This window comes from Sphingopyxis sp. JAI128, assembly GCF_014207235.1.
Classification (GTDB): Bacteria; Pseudomonadota; Alphaproteobacteria; order Sphingomonadales; family Sphingomonadaceae; genus Sphingopyxis.
Map to the genome: position 1 here is coordinate 126627 of NZ_JACHDA010000002.1, position 16912 is coordinate 143538.

Here is a 16912-nt window from a genome sequence, read left to right on the forward strand (position 1 = left end):
CTCTTCTAGCGTGACGGGCCGGCTGGGCTGCCGGCAACAGGATTGTCACCGGCATAATGCGCACCAACCAGTTGATCATTGCATTGTTCCAGCGCTTCTGCTGGCTCGACGAAGGCCTTCAGGCGCGGTTGCACGATGGCGGCTGGCCCGACGTCAGCCGCCCGCAATCAATGGTCATGACCAATATCGTCAGCGGAATCGTCCGGCCGTCGGACATCGCGCGCAACCTCGGCGTATCGCGTCAGGCGATCCACAGCACGATCAACCAGATGATCACACTGGGCATCGTCAAGCTCGACCCCGATCCTGACGACCGTCGCCACATGGTCGTTTCGCTGACCGATACCGGCGCACGGATGCGCAAGGACGCGCAAGCCGCGATGGACGAACTCGCGGACCAGCTTTCGGCGAAGCTCGGCAAGGATCGTTTCGACGCACTGCTCGCGACGCTCGAAGCCGATTGGGGCAATAATATCGGGGCGTCGCGCGAGACGAAGCGACACGCCTGATCGTCCGGGCGGCCCATAGGTCGCCCCGGCTTAGCCGCCTTGCTTTTTCGCGCGCGCTGCCTTGACGCCTTCGACGAATTGTTTCTGATTGACCTTCACCGCCAGCCCCTTTTGCGACAGAAAAAAGGCCGCCCGGGGTATAGTGATATTGCCTTCGCCGGTCGTCAGCACCGCGCCCTGCGGCGCCACGGCCTTGACCGTGCCGAGAATTGCGGCGCCGTCGGCGCTGCGGACTTCCGCTCCCGGCTTCAATGCCCCGTCGACCGCCGCGGCATCGGCCTCGGCTTCCTTCAACACCGCCAGGATTTTCTCTTTCGGCGCCTTCAGCGCCGGCCCTTTTGCGGTCTTCAGAAAATCGCTCTTCGACACCACAAGCCCGCTGCCGCCGACCGCCACGGCAACTTTGTCGCCGGCGATTTTGACGATCTGCCCAACCTCCTCGCCGCGTTCGTCATAGACTTTGGTGCCGGGGGTCAGCGACGCGGCCGGCGCCACCTGCTGCGCTTGCACCGAGGAGGTTACAACGAAGGCGGGCGCGGCAAGGCATAGCCCGGCGAGCAGGCCGGAAGGCTTGGACATAAGGACTCCTGTGAAAGACCGTGCCAGCCGTGCCGCACCGCGCCGCGTCGCGCCAAATGCCATGTTGCCGGGCCGTGCAACCGACGCGGCGAGCCGATGAGCCGGGGCCTTCGCCCTATCCGATCGCCTTCGCCACCGCGACCAGCCGCGCCGCGGTCGCGTCGACGAGCGAGGCCGGGAGCGCGTCCTTCAGATTTCCCGATTCGTCGAAAGCGGCGTGCGCGCCGGGCACCAGCACCTGCTCGGGGATGACGAGCGTCTGGACGGTCGACAAGATCTGGCGCAGGTGCATCAGCCCGCGCAGTCCGCCGAACGGACTGATCGACGCCGACATGACCGCGCTCGCCTTGCCGCGATAGGCGGTAAGCGCGACGAGCGATTCGTCGCCAGTAGGACGCGATGCCCAGTCGATCGCATTTTTGAGCAGCGGCGAAACGGAGCCATTATATTCGGGCGAGACGAAGAGTAGTCCCTGCTGCGCGCTGAAAAGCTCTTTCAGCCGCACCGCGTCGGGCGGAAAGGCATTGGCTTCGAGCGCGGCCGAATAGAGCGGCAGGTTGAACGCCGAGAGATCGACGTCGGTAACGGTCGCGCCCTGCGCTTCGAGCGCGCGGACCGCAAGCCGCCCCAATGCGCGGTTGAACGACCCCTCGCGCGTGCTCCCGACGACGACTGCGATGCTGGTCAATTTTACCTCCCCAACCATTTAGTTAGTAAACTAACTATTATCCGGCAGGATCGCAACCGTCTTTGCGTTTTCAGGCCTTGATGTCCGAAAGCGTCGAGAGCTTGGCGGTCTCGTCAGCAAGGTTGTCGATCACACGGCGCAGCAGCGCCTGCAGCATTTCCACCTCCTCGTCGCTCATCCCGCGCGTCGCCACCTCGTGCACCTCGGCATTCATCGGCGCGAGGATGAGTTCGAGTTTCTTCGCGTGCGGTGTCAGGTGGATGAAAGTCTTGCGCCGGTCGTCGGCGGTCTTCTTGCGCGTGATGAATCCGGCCTTTTCAAGACCCTTCAGCGCGACGACCGTCGTCGGCTCGCGCATTCCTACCCGCTCGCTGAGTTCGCGCTGTGTGATCCCGTCCTCGCGCCACAGCTGGCGCAGGAAACGCCACTGGCCCGCCGACACGTCGTGGATCAGCGTGCCGCGTTCGAGCAGGCGCGAAAAGGAACGGAAAACAATACGCGCCAGATAGCCGATGCTGTTGTCCGGGTTGGTGTAATATTCGGCCGGATGCCGAAAGCCCTCATTCTTCTTGGCCAAGATTTTTCCCCTTCGGCGCCTGCGGGTCGAGCCGCGTCGCCATGGCGCAAACCTTAGGGCTCTATGATTCGCGCCGCAAGTTGCTTCGGCACCGCGATATCCTTGGACAAACGGTTTTTTACATTATACTTAGATATCTAAGTTATTGGATAGGCCCAATGGAAAAATTCGACCGGCTGACCGCGATCGCGGCGCCGTTACCCCTCGCCAATGTCGATACCGACATGATCCTCCCGGCGCGCTTCATGAAGGGGCTGACGCGCTGCGGGCTCGGCGCCCACCTGTTCCGCGAGCTTCGCTACACGCCCGATGGCGCCGAACGCGCGGACTTCATCCTCAACCATCCGGCGGGCCGGCAGGCGCGCGTTCTGGTCGCCGAGCGCAATTTCGGCTGCGGGTCGTCGCGCGAGCATGCGGTGTGGGCGCTCGCCGATTTCGGAATCCGCTGCGTCGTCGCGCCAAGCTTCGGCGACATTTTCGCCGGCAATGCGCGCAAGAACGGCCTGCTGCTCGTCCGCCTGCCCGACGGGATCTGCGAACGGCTGCGCGCGGACATCGCCCGCGCGCAATTCGCGCCGCTGACGGTCGACCTGATTGAACAGCGCATCCTTCTCGCATCGGGCGAGGCGATCGGTTTCGCGATCGATCCCGACGACCGGCGCACGCTGATCGAAGGGCTCGACGACATTACGCGAACGTTGCGGCACGACGCCGCGATCGCGCGCTACGAGGCGCGCCTCTAGCCGAGGCTTGTCGGGTCGGCGATGCATCCCGCGATCGCGCTTGCGGCTGCAAGTGCCGGGCTCATCAGATGCGTACGCCCGCCGCGCCCTTGGCGGTTTTCGAAATTGCGGTTCGACGTCGCTGCGCAGCGTTCGCCGGGTTGCAACCGGTCGGCATTCATCCCGACGCACATCGAACAGCCGGGTTCGCGCCAGTCGAACCCCGCCGCGCGCAGCACGCGGTCGATCCCTTCTGCCTCGGCCTGCCGCTTGACCAGCCCCGAACCCGGTACGACCATTGCGCGGATGTGCGGCGCGACGGTTCGCCCGCGCACGACGGCGGCCGCGACCCGCAAATCCTCGATCCGGCTGTTCGTGCAACTGCCGATGAAAATGCGGTCGAGCGGGATTCCCGCAACCGCCTGTCCCGGCGTCAGGCCCATATAGGCCAGCGCCCGATCGGCGGCGACGCGCGCGTCGCCCGCGGCCAGCGCCCCCGGATCCGGGATGCGCGCATCGATCGCGACCGATTGTGAGGGGTTCGTGCCCCAACTGACCATCGGCCGCACATCGGCGGCGTCGAACACGATCTCCCGGTCGAATAGCGCCCCGTCATCGGTGGGCAAGTCGCTCCAGCGAGCAAGGGCGGCGTGCCATGCCGCGCCCTGCGGTGCCGCGGGACGCCCATCCAGATAGGCAAAGCTCGTTTCGTCGGGCGCGATCAGCCCGGCGCGTGCGCCCATTTCGATGCTGAGATTGCACAATGTCATGCGCGACTCCATCGACAGCGCTCGGATCGCCGATCCCGCATATTCGATGACATGCCCGGAGGCCCCGTCGACACCGATCGCCGCGAGCAGGTGCAGCGCCAGATCCTTGGCATGGACATGCGGCCCAAGCTGCCCGTCGACCGTGATCCGCATATTACGCGACTTGCGCTGCCGAATCGTCTGCGTCGCGAGCACATGCTCGACCTCCGACGTGCCGATGCCGAAGGCCAACGCACCGAACGCGCCATGCGTCGAGGTATGACTGTCGCCGCAGACGATGGTCATTCCAGGCTGCGAGCGCCCCTGTTCGGGCCCGACCACATGGACGATGCCGCCGCGCGGGTCGCCCATCGGGAAATTCTCGATCCCGAAACGGCGCGTGTTGGCGACCAGCGCCTCGAGCTGCGCGCGCGCTTCGTCATCGTCCACACCAGCCGGCCCCGCCGCCTGCCCCGTCGTGGGGACATTATGATCGGACAGCGCGAGCGCGCGCGCCGGCTGCCGAACGGTCCGCCCCGCCGCGTCGAGCCCAGCGAACGCCTGCGGCGAGGTAACCTCGTGCAGCAGATGCAGGTCGATATAGAGCAGGGTTTCGCCGTCGTCGTCAGCGACGGCGTGCTTGTCCCATATCTTGTCGTAAAGCGTGAGCGGGGCTTTCACAGTCCCCCCAGCGTTTCTTTCCTCGGCCCCATGAACCCGAAAAGATAAGCTGCGACTTTTCGCATTTGGATTTCCTCGGCGCCTTCGGTGATGCGGTATCTCCGGTGGTGGCGATAGATATGTTCGAAGGGTTTGTGGCGCGAGTATCCAATGCCGCCATGGACCTGCATGGCGCGGTCGGCGGCATCGCAGACTAGGCGGTTCGCCCAGTAGTTGCACATGCTGACCTTGTCGGAGAGCGTGCGTTCGATCTGTTTGTGGGGGGTGTTGTCGATGTCCCACGCGGTCTTTCGGATGAGCAGGCGCAGCATCTCGGCCTGCGTCGCGAGCTCGACGAGTGGGAACTGGATCGCCTGGTTCTTCGCCAGCGCTTCGCCGAACGGCTTGCGCTGCCTTGCGTATCGGACGCTCTCCTCGATGCAGTAGACCGCCGCGCCCAGTGAGCTTGCCGCCTGACGGATGCGGTTCTGGTGGACGAAGCTCTGCGCGATCGCGAGGGCGCCGCCCTCGGGGCCGAGCCGCGCGCTGTCGGGCACCCACACATTGCTGAACGTCATCCTTGGATGGTCGGTCGGCATGTTGAAGGTCCACATATATTCATCGACCGTCATGCCCTCGGTCCCCGTCGGCACGAGCAGGCAGGTAATCCCCTTCGCGTCGCCGTCGTCGCCGCTCGTGCGCGCGAAGGTCGCGCAATGCGTCGCGACATGCATGCCGGTGATCCACATCTTACGCCCGTCGATCCGCCAGCCGTCGATACCGTCGCGGCTCTCGCGCACGGCGCGCGTCTCCATGTGGGTGGCATCCGATCCGTGATCGGGCTCGGTCAGCCCGAACGCCGTGCGGCGCTTGCCCTCGAACCCCCCGAGGATGAACTCGGCCTTCTGTTCCTCGCTAGTAGCGAACTGCTCGAACATTTCGACGAACGGGAAGTTGCCGACGATGCTGTGCTCGTTCTGCAGGTCGTTGTGCAGCCCCAACCCCTTCGCCGCCAGATGCTCGCGGATCACCGCCATCCACAGATTGCTGCCGTCCTTGCCGCCATATTTCTTCGGTGCCGAGAAGCGCCAGTGGCCCGCCGCATCGGCCTTGCGCGTCGCCGCCTTGAGCAACTCTTCCCACTCGCGGCGCGGCAGCCCCTGATTGTCCCAGTCGGTGCGCGCATGCTCGCGGCGATGGTCGAAGAAGCGGATATTGTCGTCCGCCAGCTCGAGCGGCCGGATCTCGGTCTCGATGAACGCGTCGAGCTCGTCCAGATACGCCTGCAAATCGGCGGGCATCGCAAAGTCCATGTCTCTCTCCCTGTTATCGCTATCCGCGCCAGCCGGCCCGCGCCGCCGCCAGGGGCGCATATTTGGGGCTGTCGACCATGCATTTGTCGAGCACTTCACGCCGCAGCCTTGCGAGCAGCCCCGGCTCGTCGAGCGTCGCCTCGCCCGACAGCAGAGCATCGGCCAGCGCCTTGTCTTCGGCGCGCGCCCCCGCATCAAGATCGCGCAGCACGATGCCGAGCGCGTTCATCGCCACCACCGCCTCGAACTTGGCATGCCCTTCGGCACCCGGCTTGATCGCGCCTTCGATCCAGTCGCGCACCGCCTCGACCACCTCGCGGTTCGTCGGCTCGCCCGTCGGTGCAGGCGCAGCACCGGGCGAGGGCGGCAGCGCCCGCGCCCGCTCGCTCTCGGGCGCTTCTTCCTCGAGCAGCCGCACCAGGTCGAGTTCCTGCTCGGCCGTGCGCCGCCCGATCACGACGCGTTCGACCGTGCGGTCGGCGCCGCTCCGCCACGCCTGCCCCATCTGCAGGCACCCCAGCGCCCACCACAAGGTCCGGTAGACCAGCCAGAAACGGAAGCGGGCGGGATCGACCCGGACGCCGCCCGCCGCCTCATAAGCGGCAAAATAGTCCGCAAGGCTGCCCACCCCGAACGCGGGCCGCTCCAGGTGGCCGAAGCACCACACGCTCATGCAGCCGAACGCCAGGTCCTCGTGCGCGTCGCCCCGGTGCGCGAGCTCCCAGTCGAGCACTGCTGCCAGCCCGTCTTCATCGACCATCACATTGCCCATCCGGTAATCGCCATGCACCAGTACCGGCGCCGCCGCCTCGGGCAGATGATCCTCGCACCATTTGATCGCCAGCGCGATCACCGGCCGGTCGCCCCCGTAGGACAGAAAGCGCGACCGAAGCTCCGCCAGCGCCGCGCGCGTGTCCATCAACGGGATCGCATCGGACACACTCGCCAGCGGCACGGCGTGAATGCGCGCCAGTTCGCGCCCGAGGTCGTCCAGCAGCGACCGCGGCGGCGACCTCAATATCTTCGCCGGCGACACCTCGCCCGTCACCCGCCGCATCACATAACCCGTCCCCAGACCGTCGCCCGGCGCCAGCACCCCCACAACTTCGGGCGCCTTAACCCCCGCCGCAAAAGCCGCCATCACCAGCGCCGCCTCGTCGCCATGACCGAACGGACGGTCCGCCATATAGGCCGCCGACGGAGCGCGCCGCAGGACAAATCCTTCGCCCTCGCCACCCGCGCCCCAATCGAACGACCAGCTCTCCATGTTTGCTCCGCCAGACAAACGGCACAAGTTCGACACGGCCCCGGCGCCAACCGTCCGCAACATAAACAAGGCGAGAGAGTCGGATATATCGGTCATGCGAACGATCTACCGCGCTTAGTCCCACCCGTCGAACGCCCTTTCCCCAACGCCAGTCGAAATCGCCGCACCATATACCCCGATTGCAATTTACTTAGAATACTAATCTATATAGACGGGAGCCGTCGGGCAAGGACGAAAACGGGGAGAGAGACGATTCTGTACATTGCCGCGACGGCCTCCCTTCCCCGCGGACGGCAAGCATGAACCCGATCTGGCTTCCTGCCTCGCTGCTCGGTGGGCTGTTCCAGGCGTGGCGCACCGCGCTCCAGCAACGCCTGCGCGCCGAGCTCAGCGTAAGCGGCGCGGGGCTGGTACGCTATTTTTACGGCTTGCCGTTCGCGCTGGCTTTTGCCGCGGTCTGGTTGTCACTAATGGGTGCCGGGGTACCGCGGCTGTCCCAAACCTACCTCGGTTTTGCGGCCGCCGGCGCAACCACCCAGATGGTCGGGACGATCCTTTTGATCACGGCATTCGGCCATCGCGGTTTCATCGTGGGCACCGCCTTTTCCAAGACCGAAGCGATGCAGGTCGCCCTGGTCACCGCCCTGTTGCTCGACGAGCATTTGCCGCTGCTCGCATGGACCGGAATTGTCGCGGGCGTCGCCGGGGTGCTCATCCTCGCGCTCGCCGGGCGCGGCATCACGGTGCGCCAGATATGTGGCGCGCTCGCGCAGCCCGCCGCGCTTTGCGGGCTCGGCGCCGGATCGATGTTCGCCTGCGCCGCGATCGCGATCAAGCTCGCCACCGCCGAGCTGCCGGGGTTCGACCTGATATCGTCGGCGCTGGTCACGCTGGTCGTCGTGATGGCGATGCAGAGCGTCCTCCACTTGGCATGGATCGTCGCGCGCGACCGCCCCACCCTCGTTTCCGCGCTGCGCTCGTGGCGCACATCGAGCCAGGTGGGCCTGCTCTCGGCGCTCGGTTCGGCATGCTGGTATATCGGCTTTGCCGCCGCGCCCGCCGCGCTCGTGCGCATCGTCGGGCAGGTCGAGGTGATCTTCACCGTCGCCTTCGCGCATTTATACCTCCACGAGCGCGTTCGGTGGCACGAGATCGCAGGCCTGCTGCTCGTCGCCGCGGGGGTGATCCTCGCACTGCTCGCGACGGTCTGACCGGCGGCGCATCGCTAGCCGGCCGGGGTCGGCAAGCCATAACCCGCGCCTATGGGGCTCGGCACTTTTCGAGATGTTTCGTACAGCCGCAGGCGCATAGGGAGCAGCTTCGTCCAGCCGCCGGGAGAATGATCCATGTCCGCATCGCCCACATCCCTACCGCCCCTGTCCGCCGCCCGCACCGCCGGCGAGCTGGTCTTCACATCGGGCCAGCTGGCGCGCGGCGATGACGGCGCCATCGTTCCCGGGGGGATCGAAGCGCAGGCCGAACGCGTGCTCGCGAACCTGGTCCGCGTGCTCGCCGACGAAGGCTGCACCCCGCGCGACGTGGTCAAAGTGACCGCCTGGCTGACCGATGCAGCCTTCGGCGCCGCATTTAACCACGCCTATCGCTACATATTCGAAACTCCCTACCCCGCGCGTTCGACCGTCGTGTCGGCGCTGCTGGCGCCCGGTGCGCTGATCGAGGTCGAAGCCGTCGCGAAGCGCCCATGAGCGCAAACACCGTTGGCCCGCAGCTTCTGCGCGGGTACACACGGGTCATGCGCTTTTGCCAGATTGAGGTTTTTCACGCCGTTTACACCCATGGGTCGATCAGCGCCGCCGCGCGCGCGCTGGGCGTATCACAACCGTCGGTCTCGAAAACGCTGCGGCATGCCGAGGACAGCCTGGGCTTTCCCTTGTTCCAGCTTGCGCGCGGGCGGCTCGTTCCGACCGACGAAGCGCACGCGCTGATCCGCGAGGCCGGCGACGTGTTCGACCGCCTCGCGTCCTTACAGCAGACCGCGCGCAACCTGTCGCAGGCGGGCGGCGGGCACATCCGGCTCGGCATCGTCCCGAGCCTCGCGCTCGACGTCGTACCGCAAGCGATCGCCCAGTTCCGCCGCGACTGGCCGCGCGTGACCTTCGAGGTGCATACCCATCACCACGATGATCTGGTCCGGTCGCTGATCGAGCGCGAAACCGACATTGCGATCGCCTATACCCCGCCGGCGCACCCCCGGCTGACGCGCGCGCTGCTGACGGAGGGCGAGCTGGTCGCCTTTGGTCCGACCGGCGCGTTCGGCCAGGTCGGGGATCGCCTACCGCTCGGCGAGCTTGCCGACCGTGACCTGATCGGCGTCGCGGCGACCGGACCGATCGGGGATGTGCTGACCCGCGCGGCGCGCGAACGCGGAATCGCGTACCGCGAAGCCGTGTCGGTGCAGACCTTCTTCATCGCAGCGCGCCTCGCGCAGCTCGAGGGTGGCGTCACCGTGGTCGACGAATTTACCGCTCGCGCCTGGCAGGCACCGGGCTTTTCCTGGCACCGGACCGAGCCGCCGCTCGGCTTCACGATTTCCTGGGTTACGCTCGAAGACCGTCCACCGTCGAAGGTAGCGCGATTGTTCCTGCGCACGCTGGAGGAAGTCCTCGCCGCCAGTCGCACGGCAAAGCCATAACCTGAGCCTATATCATTCCCAAATGATTACAGCTTTGCGACAAGTGTGCGCTCGATAATCTGTCCCCAATGAGGCGCGCACCTGCATGGGCAAGGGCGCGACCCCAGGGGGATCGAGTCGAAACACGCGGGCAGAATTTCGCCTTGGCGAAACGAAGGCGACAGCGCGGCCGCAGGATATGGTCCTCGTGGGCGCCGGCATCGTCGGCATGGCGACCGCGCCCACCCTGTCGGATCGCGGGCACCGCGTCACCGGCATCGACTAGGCCGACGAGCCGGGACGCGGCACCAGCTTCGCCAATGGCGCGCAATTGAGCTATTCCTACACTGACGCGCTCGCCAGCCGGGCGTTTGCCATCGAATCGCGCCGCGCGCTTCATGCGCTCGCCCGCCGCCATTACATCGACTTCGCGCATGGAAGCGCCGCCGACGACACCATAGAGCGGGTCTGGGGCGGCGAAACTCGCTCAGCCTAGGTTCAGCGTCGCGGACTTAGGAACAGGCATCAAATGGCTCCAATGGCGGATTGCGCTGGACCATCAGGCGTGTCCGCTGATACGGAGCGTGCCGGTAATTCTCGAATAGGGTAGCAATGACCAGATTTTCGACCATGATTGGCCTGATCGCGGTGGCCGCAGGCATCACGCCCGTGCTGGCCCAGACCGTCGCCGACAGCGACGTTCCGACGACCAGCCTCAATATTCCGGGCAACGTCCAGATTTACGGCGATGCCAAGGGCAACGTCTATCGCCCCTCCGCGACGGTGAACGGCGAGATCATCACCGCAACCGATATCGAACAGCGTATGGCGCTGATCCGCATCGCGAACAGCGATGCGGTGCTGCCACCCGAAGAGTTGCAGCGGCTGCGCAGCCAGGTCTTCAGCAATCTGATCGACGAGAAATTGCAGATTCAGGAGGCGAGGGCCGCCGACATCGCGATCGACGAGAATGTCGTGAACGAGCAATATGCCCGGCTGGCCGCGCGCTTCAAGCAGACGCCCGAACAATTTTCGGCCTATCTGGATTCGAAAGGATCGTCGGCTGCCGCGGTGAAGCAGCAAATTCGCGGCGAGTTTGCCTGGGACCGCTTGCTGTCGCGCAATATCCAGTCGACCACCAACGTATCGACCGACGAAGTGCAGGCGGTCGAAAAGCGGCTGAACGAGGCAAAGGGCCAGGATGAATTCCATCTTGGCGAAATCTATCTGTCGGCGACACCCGAAAATGCCGCCGCGGTGATGGAAAACGCGCAAAAGATCATCCAGGCCTTGCAGTCGGGCGGCAGCTTTGCCGCCTATGCGCGCCAGTTTTCCGAAGCATCGACGGCCAGCGTCGGCGGCGACTTGGGCTGGGTCCGCCCCGCGCTGTTGCCGCAGTCGATGGCCGATGCCGCGATGCAGATGCAACCCGGCCAGCTCGTCGGCCCGATCGAGGTGCCCGGCGGCATGTCGATCATGCTGATGATCGACCGGCGCCAAGTGCTGACCGCCGATCCGCGCGACGCGATTCTGAGCCTGAAGCAAATCTCGCTCGATTTTCCGGTCGGCACGACGCAAGCCAGGGCGTCCGAACTGGCAGGCCAGTTTGCCGAAGCGACGCGCGGCATCGCGGGTTGCGGCGCCGCCGACGATGTCGCCAAATCGCTGGGCGCCAGCGTCGTTTCGCGCGACAATATCGAAATGCGCCAATTGCCCGCGCCCTTGCAGGCGACTTTGGTCAACCTTCAGGTCGGGCAGACGACGCAACCGTTCGGCGCCGCGAACGAGGGCATCAGCGTCCTTGTCCTCTGCGGCCGCGACCTGCCCCAGTCCGCCACGACAGCGGACAGCGAACAGATCGAACAGCGTTTGCTCGAAGAAAAGGTCAACAAGCGGGCCCAGCGCTATCTGCGCGACCTGCGCCGGGATGCCGTGATCGAATATAGCTGATGCCTGATCCTCACAATCCGCGGCCGATCGCGGTCACCATGGGTGACCCGGCCGGCGTCGGACCCGAAGTCACGGCCCGCGCCTGGGCGGCGCGCCGCGAGAATGCCCTTCCTCCCTTCGTTGCCATCGGCGACGCGGCCGCCATCGCCGCCGTTTGGGACGGTCCCGTCGCGCGCGTCGGCGAGATGGACGACGCGGCCAGGATATTCGGCGACGCCCTGCCCGTCTGGCACCTCGAAGATAGCGGCCCGCTGACGCCCGGTGTCCCGACCCCGGCGGGCGCGACCTGCGCGCTCCATGCGCTCGAAACCGGGATCGGGCTGACGCGCAATCAGGCGAGCGCAGCGCTCGTCACCGGATCGGTGTCGAAATACGCGCTGCACGGCATCGGTTATACCCATCCGGGACAGACCGAATTCATCGCCGAACGTTGCGGCGTCACCGCGACCAACGCGGTGATGATGCTCGCCGGTCCCAGCCTGCGCGTCGTGCCGCTGACCGTCCACATACCGCTCGCCGACGTGCCCGAACGACTGACAAGCGAGTTGATCGTCGCCAAGGCGCGGATCGTGATCCGGGGGCTACGCCGCGATTTCGGCATCGAGGCTCCGCGCATCGCGATCGCAGGGCTGAACCCGCATGCGGGCGAAAGCGGTCAACTCGGCAGCGAGGAAGAGCGGATCATCGCGCCCGCGGTCGCACAGCTTGCCGGAGAGGGGATCGTCGTCGACGGCCCGGTGGCGGCCGACAGCCTGTTCGCCCCCGCGGTGCGCTCGCGCTACGATGCTTTGCTTTGCGCCTATCACGATCAGGCGCTGGCGCCGTTCAAGGCGCTGCATTTCCACGACGGGGTCAACCTGACGCTCGGCCTGCCGATCATCCGCACCTCGCCCGACCATGGCACCGCGTTCAACATCGCCGGCACGGGCCAGGCCGATCCCGGACCGACGATCGCGGCAATCGCGATGGCCGGGCAGATGGCGCTCGCGCGCGAACGCAACTTCGCCCCCGCCAAGTGACTGTCCAGCCGCTCACGCCGCTGCCGCCTCTTCGCGAGACGGTGCGCGTCCACGGGCTGTCGGCAAGCAAGGCGCTGGGCCAGAATTTCCTGTTCGACGAACAGTTGCTCGATCGGATCGCGGCGCTTCCCGGCGATCTCGACGGCGCGACAGTGTTCGAGGTCGGCCCCGGCCCCGGCGGACTGACGCGCGCCTTGCTGCGCGCCGGAGCAAAGGTGATTGCGGTCGAGCGCGACGATCGCTGCCTGCCGCTGCTCGCCGAGCTGGGCCAGGCCTTCCCTGGGCAGCTGACGGTGATCGCGGACGACGCGATGGCGGTCGATATCGACGCGCTGACGGGCGGCGCGCCCTATCATATCGTCGCCAACCTGCCCTATAACGTCGGGACCGCACTGTTCACGCGCTGGCTGGAACCGGCGGCATGGCCGCCGCGCTGGCTGTCGCTGACGCTGATGTTCCAGCTCGAAGTCGCCGAACGCATCGTCGCGCCGGTCGGAACGAACGCCTATGGCCGGCTCGCGGTGCTCGCGCAGTGGCGCTCGAGCGCCAGGATCGCGATGAAGGTGCATCGCTCGGCCTTCACGCCGCCGCCGAAAGTGATGTCCGCAGTCATCCACGTGACACCCGCCGAAGAGCCCGCCGGCGTCGATCCGAAGCGCCTGTCGAAACTGACTGAAAAAGGGTTCGGCCAGCGACGCAAGATGCTGCGCCAGAGCCTGAAGGGCATCGAGGGTGCGGTCGATGCGGCCGAGGCGATCGGCATCGATCCGACGCGGCGCGCCGAGACGGTCAGCGTCGCCGAATGGGTCGAGCTGGCACGGGAACTTGGTTGCTGACGCAAATCGTCTGTAATGTGGGCTGACGGCGGTTTGCTGCCGCCGATACCGTCCAAAGGTCAGTAAAAGTCAGCCTTGTGCACCGCCCGATTTAACGCCGCGCGGATGCGGGAGGTGCCCGGCCGCGATCCCTTGTTTCTAGGGGATGAAGGTAGGCATAGCCGGATATTGTAGGAAAGCGTTTTTTTGCACGTGTCTGCTTTGGGGTGGCGAGCCGTCCCACCAGCCCCCCTCGTCACCCGGGACTTGATCCGCAGTCCATGACTTCGACGCCGCGATGGATCCCGGATCAAGTCCGGGATGATGATGAGTGGAATATGCTCCCCATGGCTACGACACAGGGAGGATCTTATGACAACTATCGGTCGAAACCGCCCGCCCCATTCTGCCCCCCAACGAAAAAGGGCGCCGCGTTTCCGCAGCGCCCTTTTCACGATCAGGATCCCGAACGGGAGACGGTCCTACTTGATGCCGTCGCGCTCCATCCGCTTGCGCTCCATCTTGCGGGCGCGGCGGACAGCGGCGGCGCGTTCACGGGCACGCTTTTCGCTGGGCTTCTCGTAGTGACGGCGCAGCTTCATTTCGCGATACACGCCTTCACGCTGCAGCTTCTTCTTGAGCGCGCGAAGGGCTTGGTCGACATTATTGTCGCGAACGATGATCTGCATACGCCGTGTCGTCTCCTGTTCGTCAAAACGATTGGGTCACCGGGCACCCGGTTTGCCGTAAATCGCCGATATTCGGGCAATAAGAAGAGCGCCGCGAAAACGCGACGTTCCGATGTGAAGGCCAACTAGAAGGATTCGCGCCGAAATGCAAGCCCAAAGGGAGCACGCGTGTCAGTCGCGCGACGGGGGGCCATCGCACCCACGCGGGATTGTGCCCGCCCCGCCCCTTGTGGCATAGGTAGCAGGACGAAACCAATCAACATGTAAGGGACAGGCCATGGCGACCCAGCTCAAGCGCAACAGCAAATATAGCGAAGCCGAATGGACGGCGCGGCAGGAGCTTGCCGCCTGTTACCGCATCTTTGCGATGATGGGCTGGGACGAGATGATCTTCAACCACATCACCGTGAAGGTCCCCGACGAGGACGGCGCCTTTCTGATCAACCCTTACGGCCTTCATTTCAGCGAAGTCACCGCATCGAACCTGATCAAGATCGACATCGACGGCAACAAGGTCGACGAGGATAATCCCTGGCACGTCAACAAGGCGGGGTTTGTCCAGCACAGCCTGTTCCACCGTGTCCTGCCCGACGCGCACGCAATCATCCACACCCACACCACCGCGACCACCGCCGTCTGCGCGCTCGAAGGCGGGTTGCAGCCGGTCAATTTCTACGCCTGCAACTTCATGGGCCAGCTCGGCTATCATGATTTCGAAGGCGTGACGGTCCGCGAGGAGGAAGGCGAGCGTCTCGTCAAAAATCTCGGCGACAAGCGCATCCTGATGCTGCGCAACCACGGCCCTGTCGTGATGGGCAAGTCGCTGACCGAAGCCTTCATCAAATATTGGGCGCTCCAGCGCGCGTGCGAAATCCAGCTCGCGACGATGAGCATGGGCAAGCCGATCACCGTCCCCGACGAAGTGATCGCGGTCCACCAGCGCGACCTGTTCATGGCATCGATCCCCGGTCAGGCGGGCAAGGCCGAATTCGACGCAATGGTGCGCAAGGTCGACAAGATCGACACGAGCTGGCGTGACTAATCCGGCGACTGCGCTAACAGGGGCGGCATGACGCGATTCTCGGTCAACGACCGCCCGGTCGAATATCGCATGGAGCCCGACACGCCGTTGCTCTGGGCGCTGCGCGATGCGTCGAACCTGACGGGAACCAAATATGGCTGCGGCACCGGCGAGTGCGGCGCCTGTACCGTCGATATCGACGGCGAGGCGATCCGCAGCTGCATGGTCACGATTGCCGAGTGCGAAGGGCGCTTCGTCACGACGATCGAGGGCCTGTCGCGCGACCGCAGCCACGCGGTGCAGCAGGCGTGGGCCGCGCAGCAGGTGCCGCAATGCGGATTCTGCCAGTCGGGGATGATCATGGCCGCGGCGGCGCTGCTGCGCGCCAACAGCAACCCGAGCGACGCAGAGATCGACGCCGCGATGACGAATATCTGCCGCTGCGGCACCTATCCGCGCATTCGCACCGCGATTCGCCTCGCCGGCCGCGTGCTGCGCGGCGAGGAACGGATCGCCGCCGCCCCGCCGCCCGGTATCCGCCCCGACGATGCGGCGCGCGCAGTCCCCGCACTCCGCCTGCCGCCGGGCAGTTGACTGCCTCGTTCATCTAGCTGAACCGCAGGCAACAATGCGGTCAGCGACCGATCATCTTGCGGAGCGTAAGAATCAGTTCATCATCCCGGCTGGCGTCTCCAGCAAACGGGACATGAGTTGGAGAATGGCGAGATGAAAAAGATGTTCGGAGGGTTGCTGATCGCCGCGACGATCCTGACCCCCATCGCCCCCGCGGCCGCGCAGGCATCGGGCGAGCGGTTCCAGGTCGCGCAACGCGGCGATCGTGGTGACCGGGGCCCGCGCGGTCCCGAAGCGCGCCGCGGCGGCAATGGCGGCGGCGAGGCCCGCCCACAGCGCCAGCGTGGCGAACCGCGGCAGGTCCAGCGCGAGCAGCGCCGCGAAACCCGTCAGCGCGGCTCGGATCAACCGCGTCAGGCGCAACGGCAACAGCGCAGCAGCGACCAGCAGCGCCAGCAATGGCAACAACGCCGTGATCAGCAACAGCGCACCGCGCAGGCCCAGCGCCAGCGCGGCAGCAATTACGACCGCAATCGCGACGGCCGCACCGACCGGCGGTGGGACCGGAATCGCGACGGCCGGGTCGATCGCCAGTGGGACCGCAACCGCAACGGGCAGGTCGACCGGCGTTACGACCGCAACCGCAACGGCGACCTTGACCGCCGCTGGGACCGCAACAACGACAACCGCGTCGACCGGCGCTACGACCGCAACCGCAACGGCTATGTCGACCGGCGCTATCGCGACGGCCGCCACGACCGCTACGATCGCAACCACAGCCGCTGGAGCCGCGACTGGCGCAGCGACCGCCGTTACGACTGGCGCAGCTATCGCGACCGGAACCGCAGCTATTACCGCATGCCGCGCTATTACAACCCGTATCGCGGATATAACTACACGCGGTTCAGCATCGGCTTCACGCTCGGCTCGCTCTTTTACAGCCAGCGCTACTGGATCAACGATCCGGGCTATTACCGCCTGCCGCCCGCTTATGGAGGCTATCGCTGGGTCCGCTATTATGACGACGCGCTTCTGGTCGATACCTATTCGGGCGAAGTGGTCGACGTGATCCACGATTTCTTCTGGTAATATTCCTTTCGGTTACCCGAAGACAAACTGAGGGGCCGGCTTGACCGGCCCCCTTTTTTT

At 65.6% G+C, this 16912-nt stretch carries 20 protein-coding genes; 13 read left to right on the plus strand and 7 right to left on the minus strand.

Annotated elements, in window-relative coordinates:
• Positions 1–56: 56 nt before the first annotated feature.
• Complete coding sequence (locus tag HDC35_RS04605) at positions 57–509, plus strand: MarR family winged helix-turn-helix transcriptional regulator (protein WP_184644204.1); 453 nt, start codon at positions 57–59, stop codon at positions 507–509.
• Between the two features lie 30 nt (positions 510–539).
• Here the strand turns inward: HDC35_RS04605 and HDC35_RS04610 are convergent, their stop codons facing one another.
• From HDC35_RS04610 to HDC35_RS04620, 3 genes are all read right to left on the minus strand, one after another.
• Positions 540–1088, minus strand: a complete 549-nt coding sequence (locus tag HDC35_RS04610; RefSeq protein WP_184644206.1) for a hypothetical protein — start codon at positions 1086–1088, stop codon at positions 540–542.
• Between the two features lie 115 nt (positions 1089–1203).
• Complete coding sequence (locus HDC35_RS04615) at positions 1204–1776, minus strand: NADPH-dependent FMN reductase (protein WP_184644208.1); 573 nt, start codon at positions 1774–1776, stop codon at positions 1204–1206.
• 70 nt (positions 1777–1846) lie between these two features.
• A complete protein-coding gene (locus HDC35_RS04620; protein WP_184644210.1) occupies positions 1847–2353 on the minus strand; it encodes a MarR family winged helix-turn-helix transcriptional regulator in 507 nt (168 codons plus the stop codon).
• Between the two features lie 158 nt (positions 2354–2511).
• Here HDC35_RS04620 and leuD point away from each other — a divergent pair, with 158 nt between their 5' ends.
• On the plus strand, positions 2512–3096 hold the full coding sequence (gene leuD / locus HDC35_RS04625) for a 3-isopropylmalate dehydratase small subunit (protein ID WP_184644212.1): 585 nt from the start codon (positions 2512–2514) through the stop codon (positions 3094–3096).
• Here leuD and leuC read toward each other — a convergent pair.
• The 3 genes from leuC to HDC35_RS04640 are packed head-to-tail and all read right to left on the minus strand — an operon-like array spanning position 3093 to position 7160.
• Positions 3093–4505: a 3-isopropylmalate dehydratase large subunit gene (leuC, locus tag HDC35_RS04630; protein ID WP_184644214.1), complete on the minus strand. Its 1413-nt coding sequence runs from the start codon at positions 4503–4505 to the stop codon at positions 3093–3095. The two genes, leuD and leuC, sit on opposite strands and share 4 nt — an antisense overlap.
• On the minus strand, positions 4502–5797 hold the full coding sequence (locus tag HDC35_RS04635; protein WP_184644216.1) for an acyl-CoA dehydrogenase family protein: 1296 nt from the start codon (positions 5795–5797) through the stop codon (positions 4502–4504). The genes leuC and HDC35_RS04635 overlap by 4 nt, the downstream gene beginning before the upstream one ends.
• Before the next feature lie 19 nt (positions 5798–5816).
• Complete coding sequence (locus tag HDC35_RS04640; protein ID WP_184644218.1) at positions 5817–7160, minus strand: phosphotransferase family protein; 1344 nt, start codon at positions 7158–7160, stop codon at positions 5817–5819.
• Between the two features lie 203 nt (positions 7161–7363).
• Between HDC35_RS04640 and HDC35_RS04645 the strand changes: the two genes are divergently transcribed.
• The 8 genes from HDC35_RS04645 (at position 7364) to rsmA (ending at position 13501) form a co-directional block, all read left to right on the plus strand.
• Entirely contained in the window at positions 7364–8275 is a 912-nt protein-coding gene (locus tag HDC35_RS04645) for a DMT family transporter (RefSeq protein WP_184644220.1), read from the plus strand.
• A 135-nt stretch (positions 8276–8410) separates the two neighbouring features.
• Positions 8411–8770: a RidA family protein gene (locus HDC35_RS04650; RefSeq protein WP_184644222.1), complete on the plus strand. Its 360-nt coding sequence runs from the start codon at positions 8411–8413 to the stop codon at positions 8768–8770.
• Complete coding sequence (locus HDC35_RS04655; RefSeq protein WP_184644224.1) at positions 8767–9717, plus strand: LysR family transcriptional regulator; 951 nt, start codon at positions 8767–8769, stop codon at positions 9715–9717. Before HDC35_RS04650 ends, HDC35_RS04655 begins: the two co-directional genes overlap by 4 nt.
• A gap of 85 nt (positions 9718–9802) precedes the next feature.
• Positions 9803–9982 (plus strand): hypothetical protein, encoded by a 180-nt coding sequence (locus tag HDC35_RS04660; RefSeq protein WP_184644226.1) that lies wholly within the window; start codon positions 9803–9805, stop codon positions 9980–9982.
• A 45-nt stretch (positions 9983–10027) separates the two neighbouring features.
• Positions 10028–10192, plus strand: coding sequence for a hypothetical protein (locus HDC35_RS04665; protein ID WP_184644228.1), 165 nt, complete (start codon positions 10028–10030; stop codon positions 10190–10192).
• A gap of 116 nt (positions 10193–10308) precedes the next feature.
• Positions 10309–11646 carry a peptidylprolyl isomerase gene (locus HDC35_RS04670; RefSeq protein ID WP_058805350.1) on the plus strand — a complete coding sequence of 446 codons (1338 nt, stop codon included), beginning with the start codon at positions 10309–10311 and terminating at the stop codon, positions 11644–11646.
• A complete protein-coding gene (gene pdxA, locus HDC35_RS04675; protein ID WP_184644230.1) occupies positions 11646–12665 on the plus strand; it encodes a 4-hydroxythreonine-4-phosphate dehydrogenase PdxA in 1020 nt (339 codons plus the stop codon). The genes HDC35_RS04670 and pdxA overlap by 1 nt, the downstream gene beginning before the upstream one ends.
• Positions 12662–13501 (plus strand): 16S rRNA (adenine(1518)-N(6)/adenine(1519)-N(6))-dimethyltransferase RsmA, encoded by an 840-nt coding sequence (rsmA, locus tag HDC35_RS04680; RefSeq protein WP_311770711.1) that lies wholly within the window; start codon positions 12662–12664, stop codon positions 13499–13501. The genes pdxA and rsmA overlap by 4 nt, the downstream gene beginning before the upstream one ends.
• Positions 13502–13962: 461 nt before the next feature.
• On the opposite strand, the gene rpsU is transcribed toward rsmA, so the two are convergent.
• On the minus strand, positions 13963–14169 hold the full coding sequence (rpsU, locus tag HDC35_RS04685; RefSeq protein WP_003047635.1) for a 30S ribosomal protein S21: 207 nt from the start codon (positions 14167–14169) through the stop codon (positions 13963–13965).
• Between the two features lie 277 nt (positions 14170–14446).
• On the opposite strand from rpsU, the gene HDC35_RS04690 reads away from it, so the two are divergent.
• The 3 genes from HDC35_RS04690 (at position 14447) to HDC35_RS04700 (ending at position 16852) form a co-directional block, all read left to right on the plus strand.
• Positions 14447–15211 carry a class II aldolase/adducin family protein gene (locus HDC35_RS04690; RefSeq protein ID WP_058804798.1) on the plus strand — a complete coding sequence of 255 codons (765 nt, stop codon included), beginning with the start codon at positions 14447–14449 and terminating at the stop codon, positions 15209–15211.
• 27 nt (positions 15212–15238) lie between these two features.
• Entirely contained in the window at positions 15239–15784 is a 546-nt protein-coding gene (locus HDC35_RS04695) for a (2Fe-2S)-binding protein (RefSeq protein ID WP_184644232.1), read from the plus strand.
• A gap of 132 nt (positions 15785–15916) precedes the next feature.
• The gene (locus HDC35_RS04700) at positions 15917–16852 is read left to right on the plus strand and encodes an RcnB family protein (protein WP_260397526.1); all 936 of its coding nucleotides are present in this window, start codon (positions 15917–15919) and stop codon (positions 16850–16852) included.
• The last annotated feature ends 60 nt before the right edge of the window (positions 16853–16912 follow it).

What these genes read in the sequence shown, in the direction of transcription:
- HDC35_RS04610 (WP_184644206.1), bottom strand. Translation starts at nt 1,088, where the DNA reads ATGTCCAAGCCTTCCGGCCTGCTCGCCGGGCTATGCCTTGCCGCGCCC.
- HDC35_RS04605 (WP_184644204.1), top strand. Translation starts at nt 57, where the DNA reads ATGCGCACCAACCAGTTGATCATTGCATTGTTCCAGCGCTTCTGCTGG.
- HDC35_RS04635 (WP_184644216.1), bottom strand. Translation starts at nt 5,797, where the DNA reads ATGGACTTTGCGATGCCCGCCGATTTGCAGGCGTATCTGGACGAGCTC.
- HDC35_RS04660 (WP_184644226.1), top strand. Translation starts at nt 9,803, where the DNA reads ATGGGCAAGGGCGCGACCCCAGGGGGATCGAGTCGAAACACGCGGGCA.
- leuD (WP_184644212.1), top strand. Translation starts at nt 2,512, where the DNA reads ATGGAAAAATTCGACCGGCTGACCGCGATCGCGGCGCCGTTACCCCTC.
- HDC35_RS04700 (WP_260397526.1), top strand. Translation starts at nt 15,917, where the DNA reads ATGAAAAAGATGTTCGGAGGGTTGCTGATCGCCGCGACGATCCTGACC.
- pdxA (WP_184644230.1), top strand. Translation starts at nt 11,646, where the DNA reads ATGCCTGATCCTCACAATCCGCGGCCGATCGCGGTCACCATGGGTGAC.
- HDC35_RS04640 (WP_184644218.1), bottom strand. Translation starts at nt 7,160, where the DNA reads ATGACCGATATATCCGACTCTCTCGCCTTGTTTATGTTGCGGACGGTT.
- HDC35_RS04695 (WP_184644232.1), top strand. Translation starts at nt 15,239, where the DNA reads ATGACGCGATTCTCGGTCAACGACCGCCCGGTCGAATATCGCATGGAG.
- HDC35_RS04690 (WP_058804798.1), top strand. Translation starts at nt 14,447, where the DNA reads ATGGCGACCCAGCTCAAGCGCAACAGCAAATATAGCGAAGCCGAATGG.
- HDC35_RS04645 (WP_184644220.1), top strand. Translation starts at nt 7,364, where the DNA reads ATGAACCCGATCTGGCTTCCTGCCTCGCTGCTCGGTGGGCTGTTCCAG.
- HDC35_RS04655 (WP_184644224.1), top strand. Translation starts at nt 8,767, where the DNA reads ATGAGCGCAAACACCGTTGGCCCGCAGCTTCTGCGCGGGTACACACGG.
- HDC35_RS04670 (WP_058805350.1), top strand. Translation starts at nt 10,309, where the DNA reads ATGACCAGATTTTCGACCATGATTGGCCTGATCGCGGTGGCCGCAGGC.
- HDC35_RS04650 (WP_184644222.1), top strand. Translation starts at nt 8,411, where the DNA reads ATGTCCGCATCGCCCACATCCCTACCGCCCCTGTCCGCCGCCCGCACC.
- rpsU (WP_003047635.1), bottom strand. Translation starts at nt 14,169, where the DNA reads ATGCAGATCATCGTTCGCGACAATAATGTCGACCAAGCCCTTCGCGCG.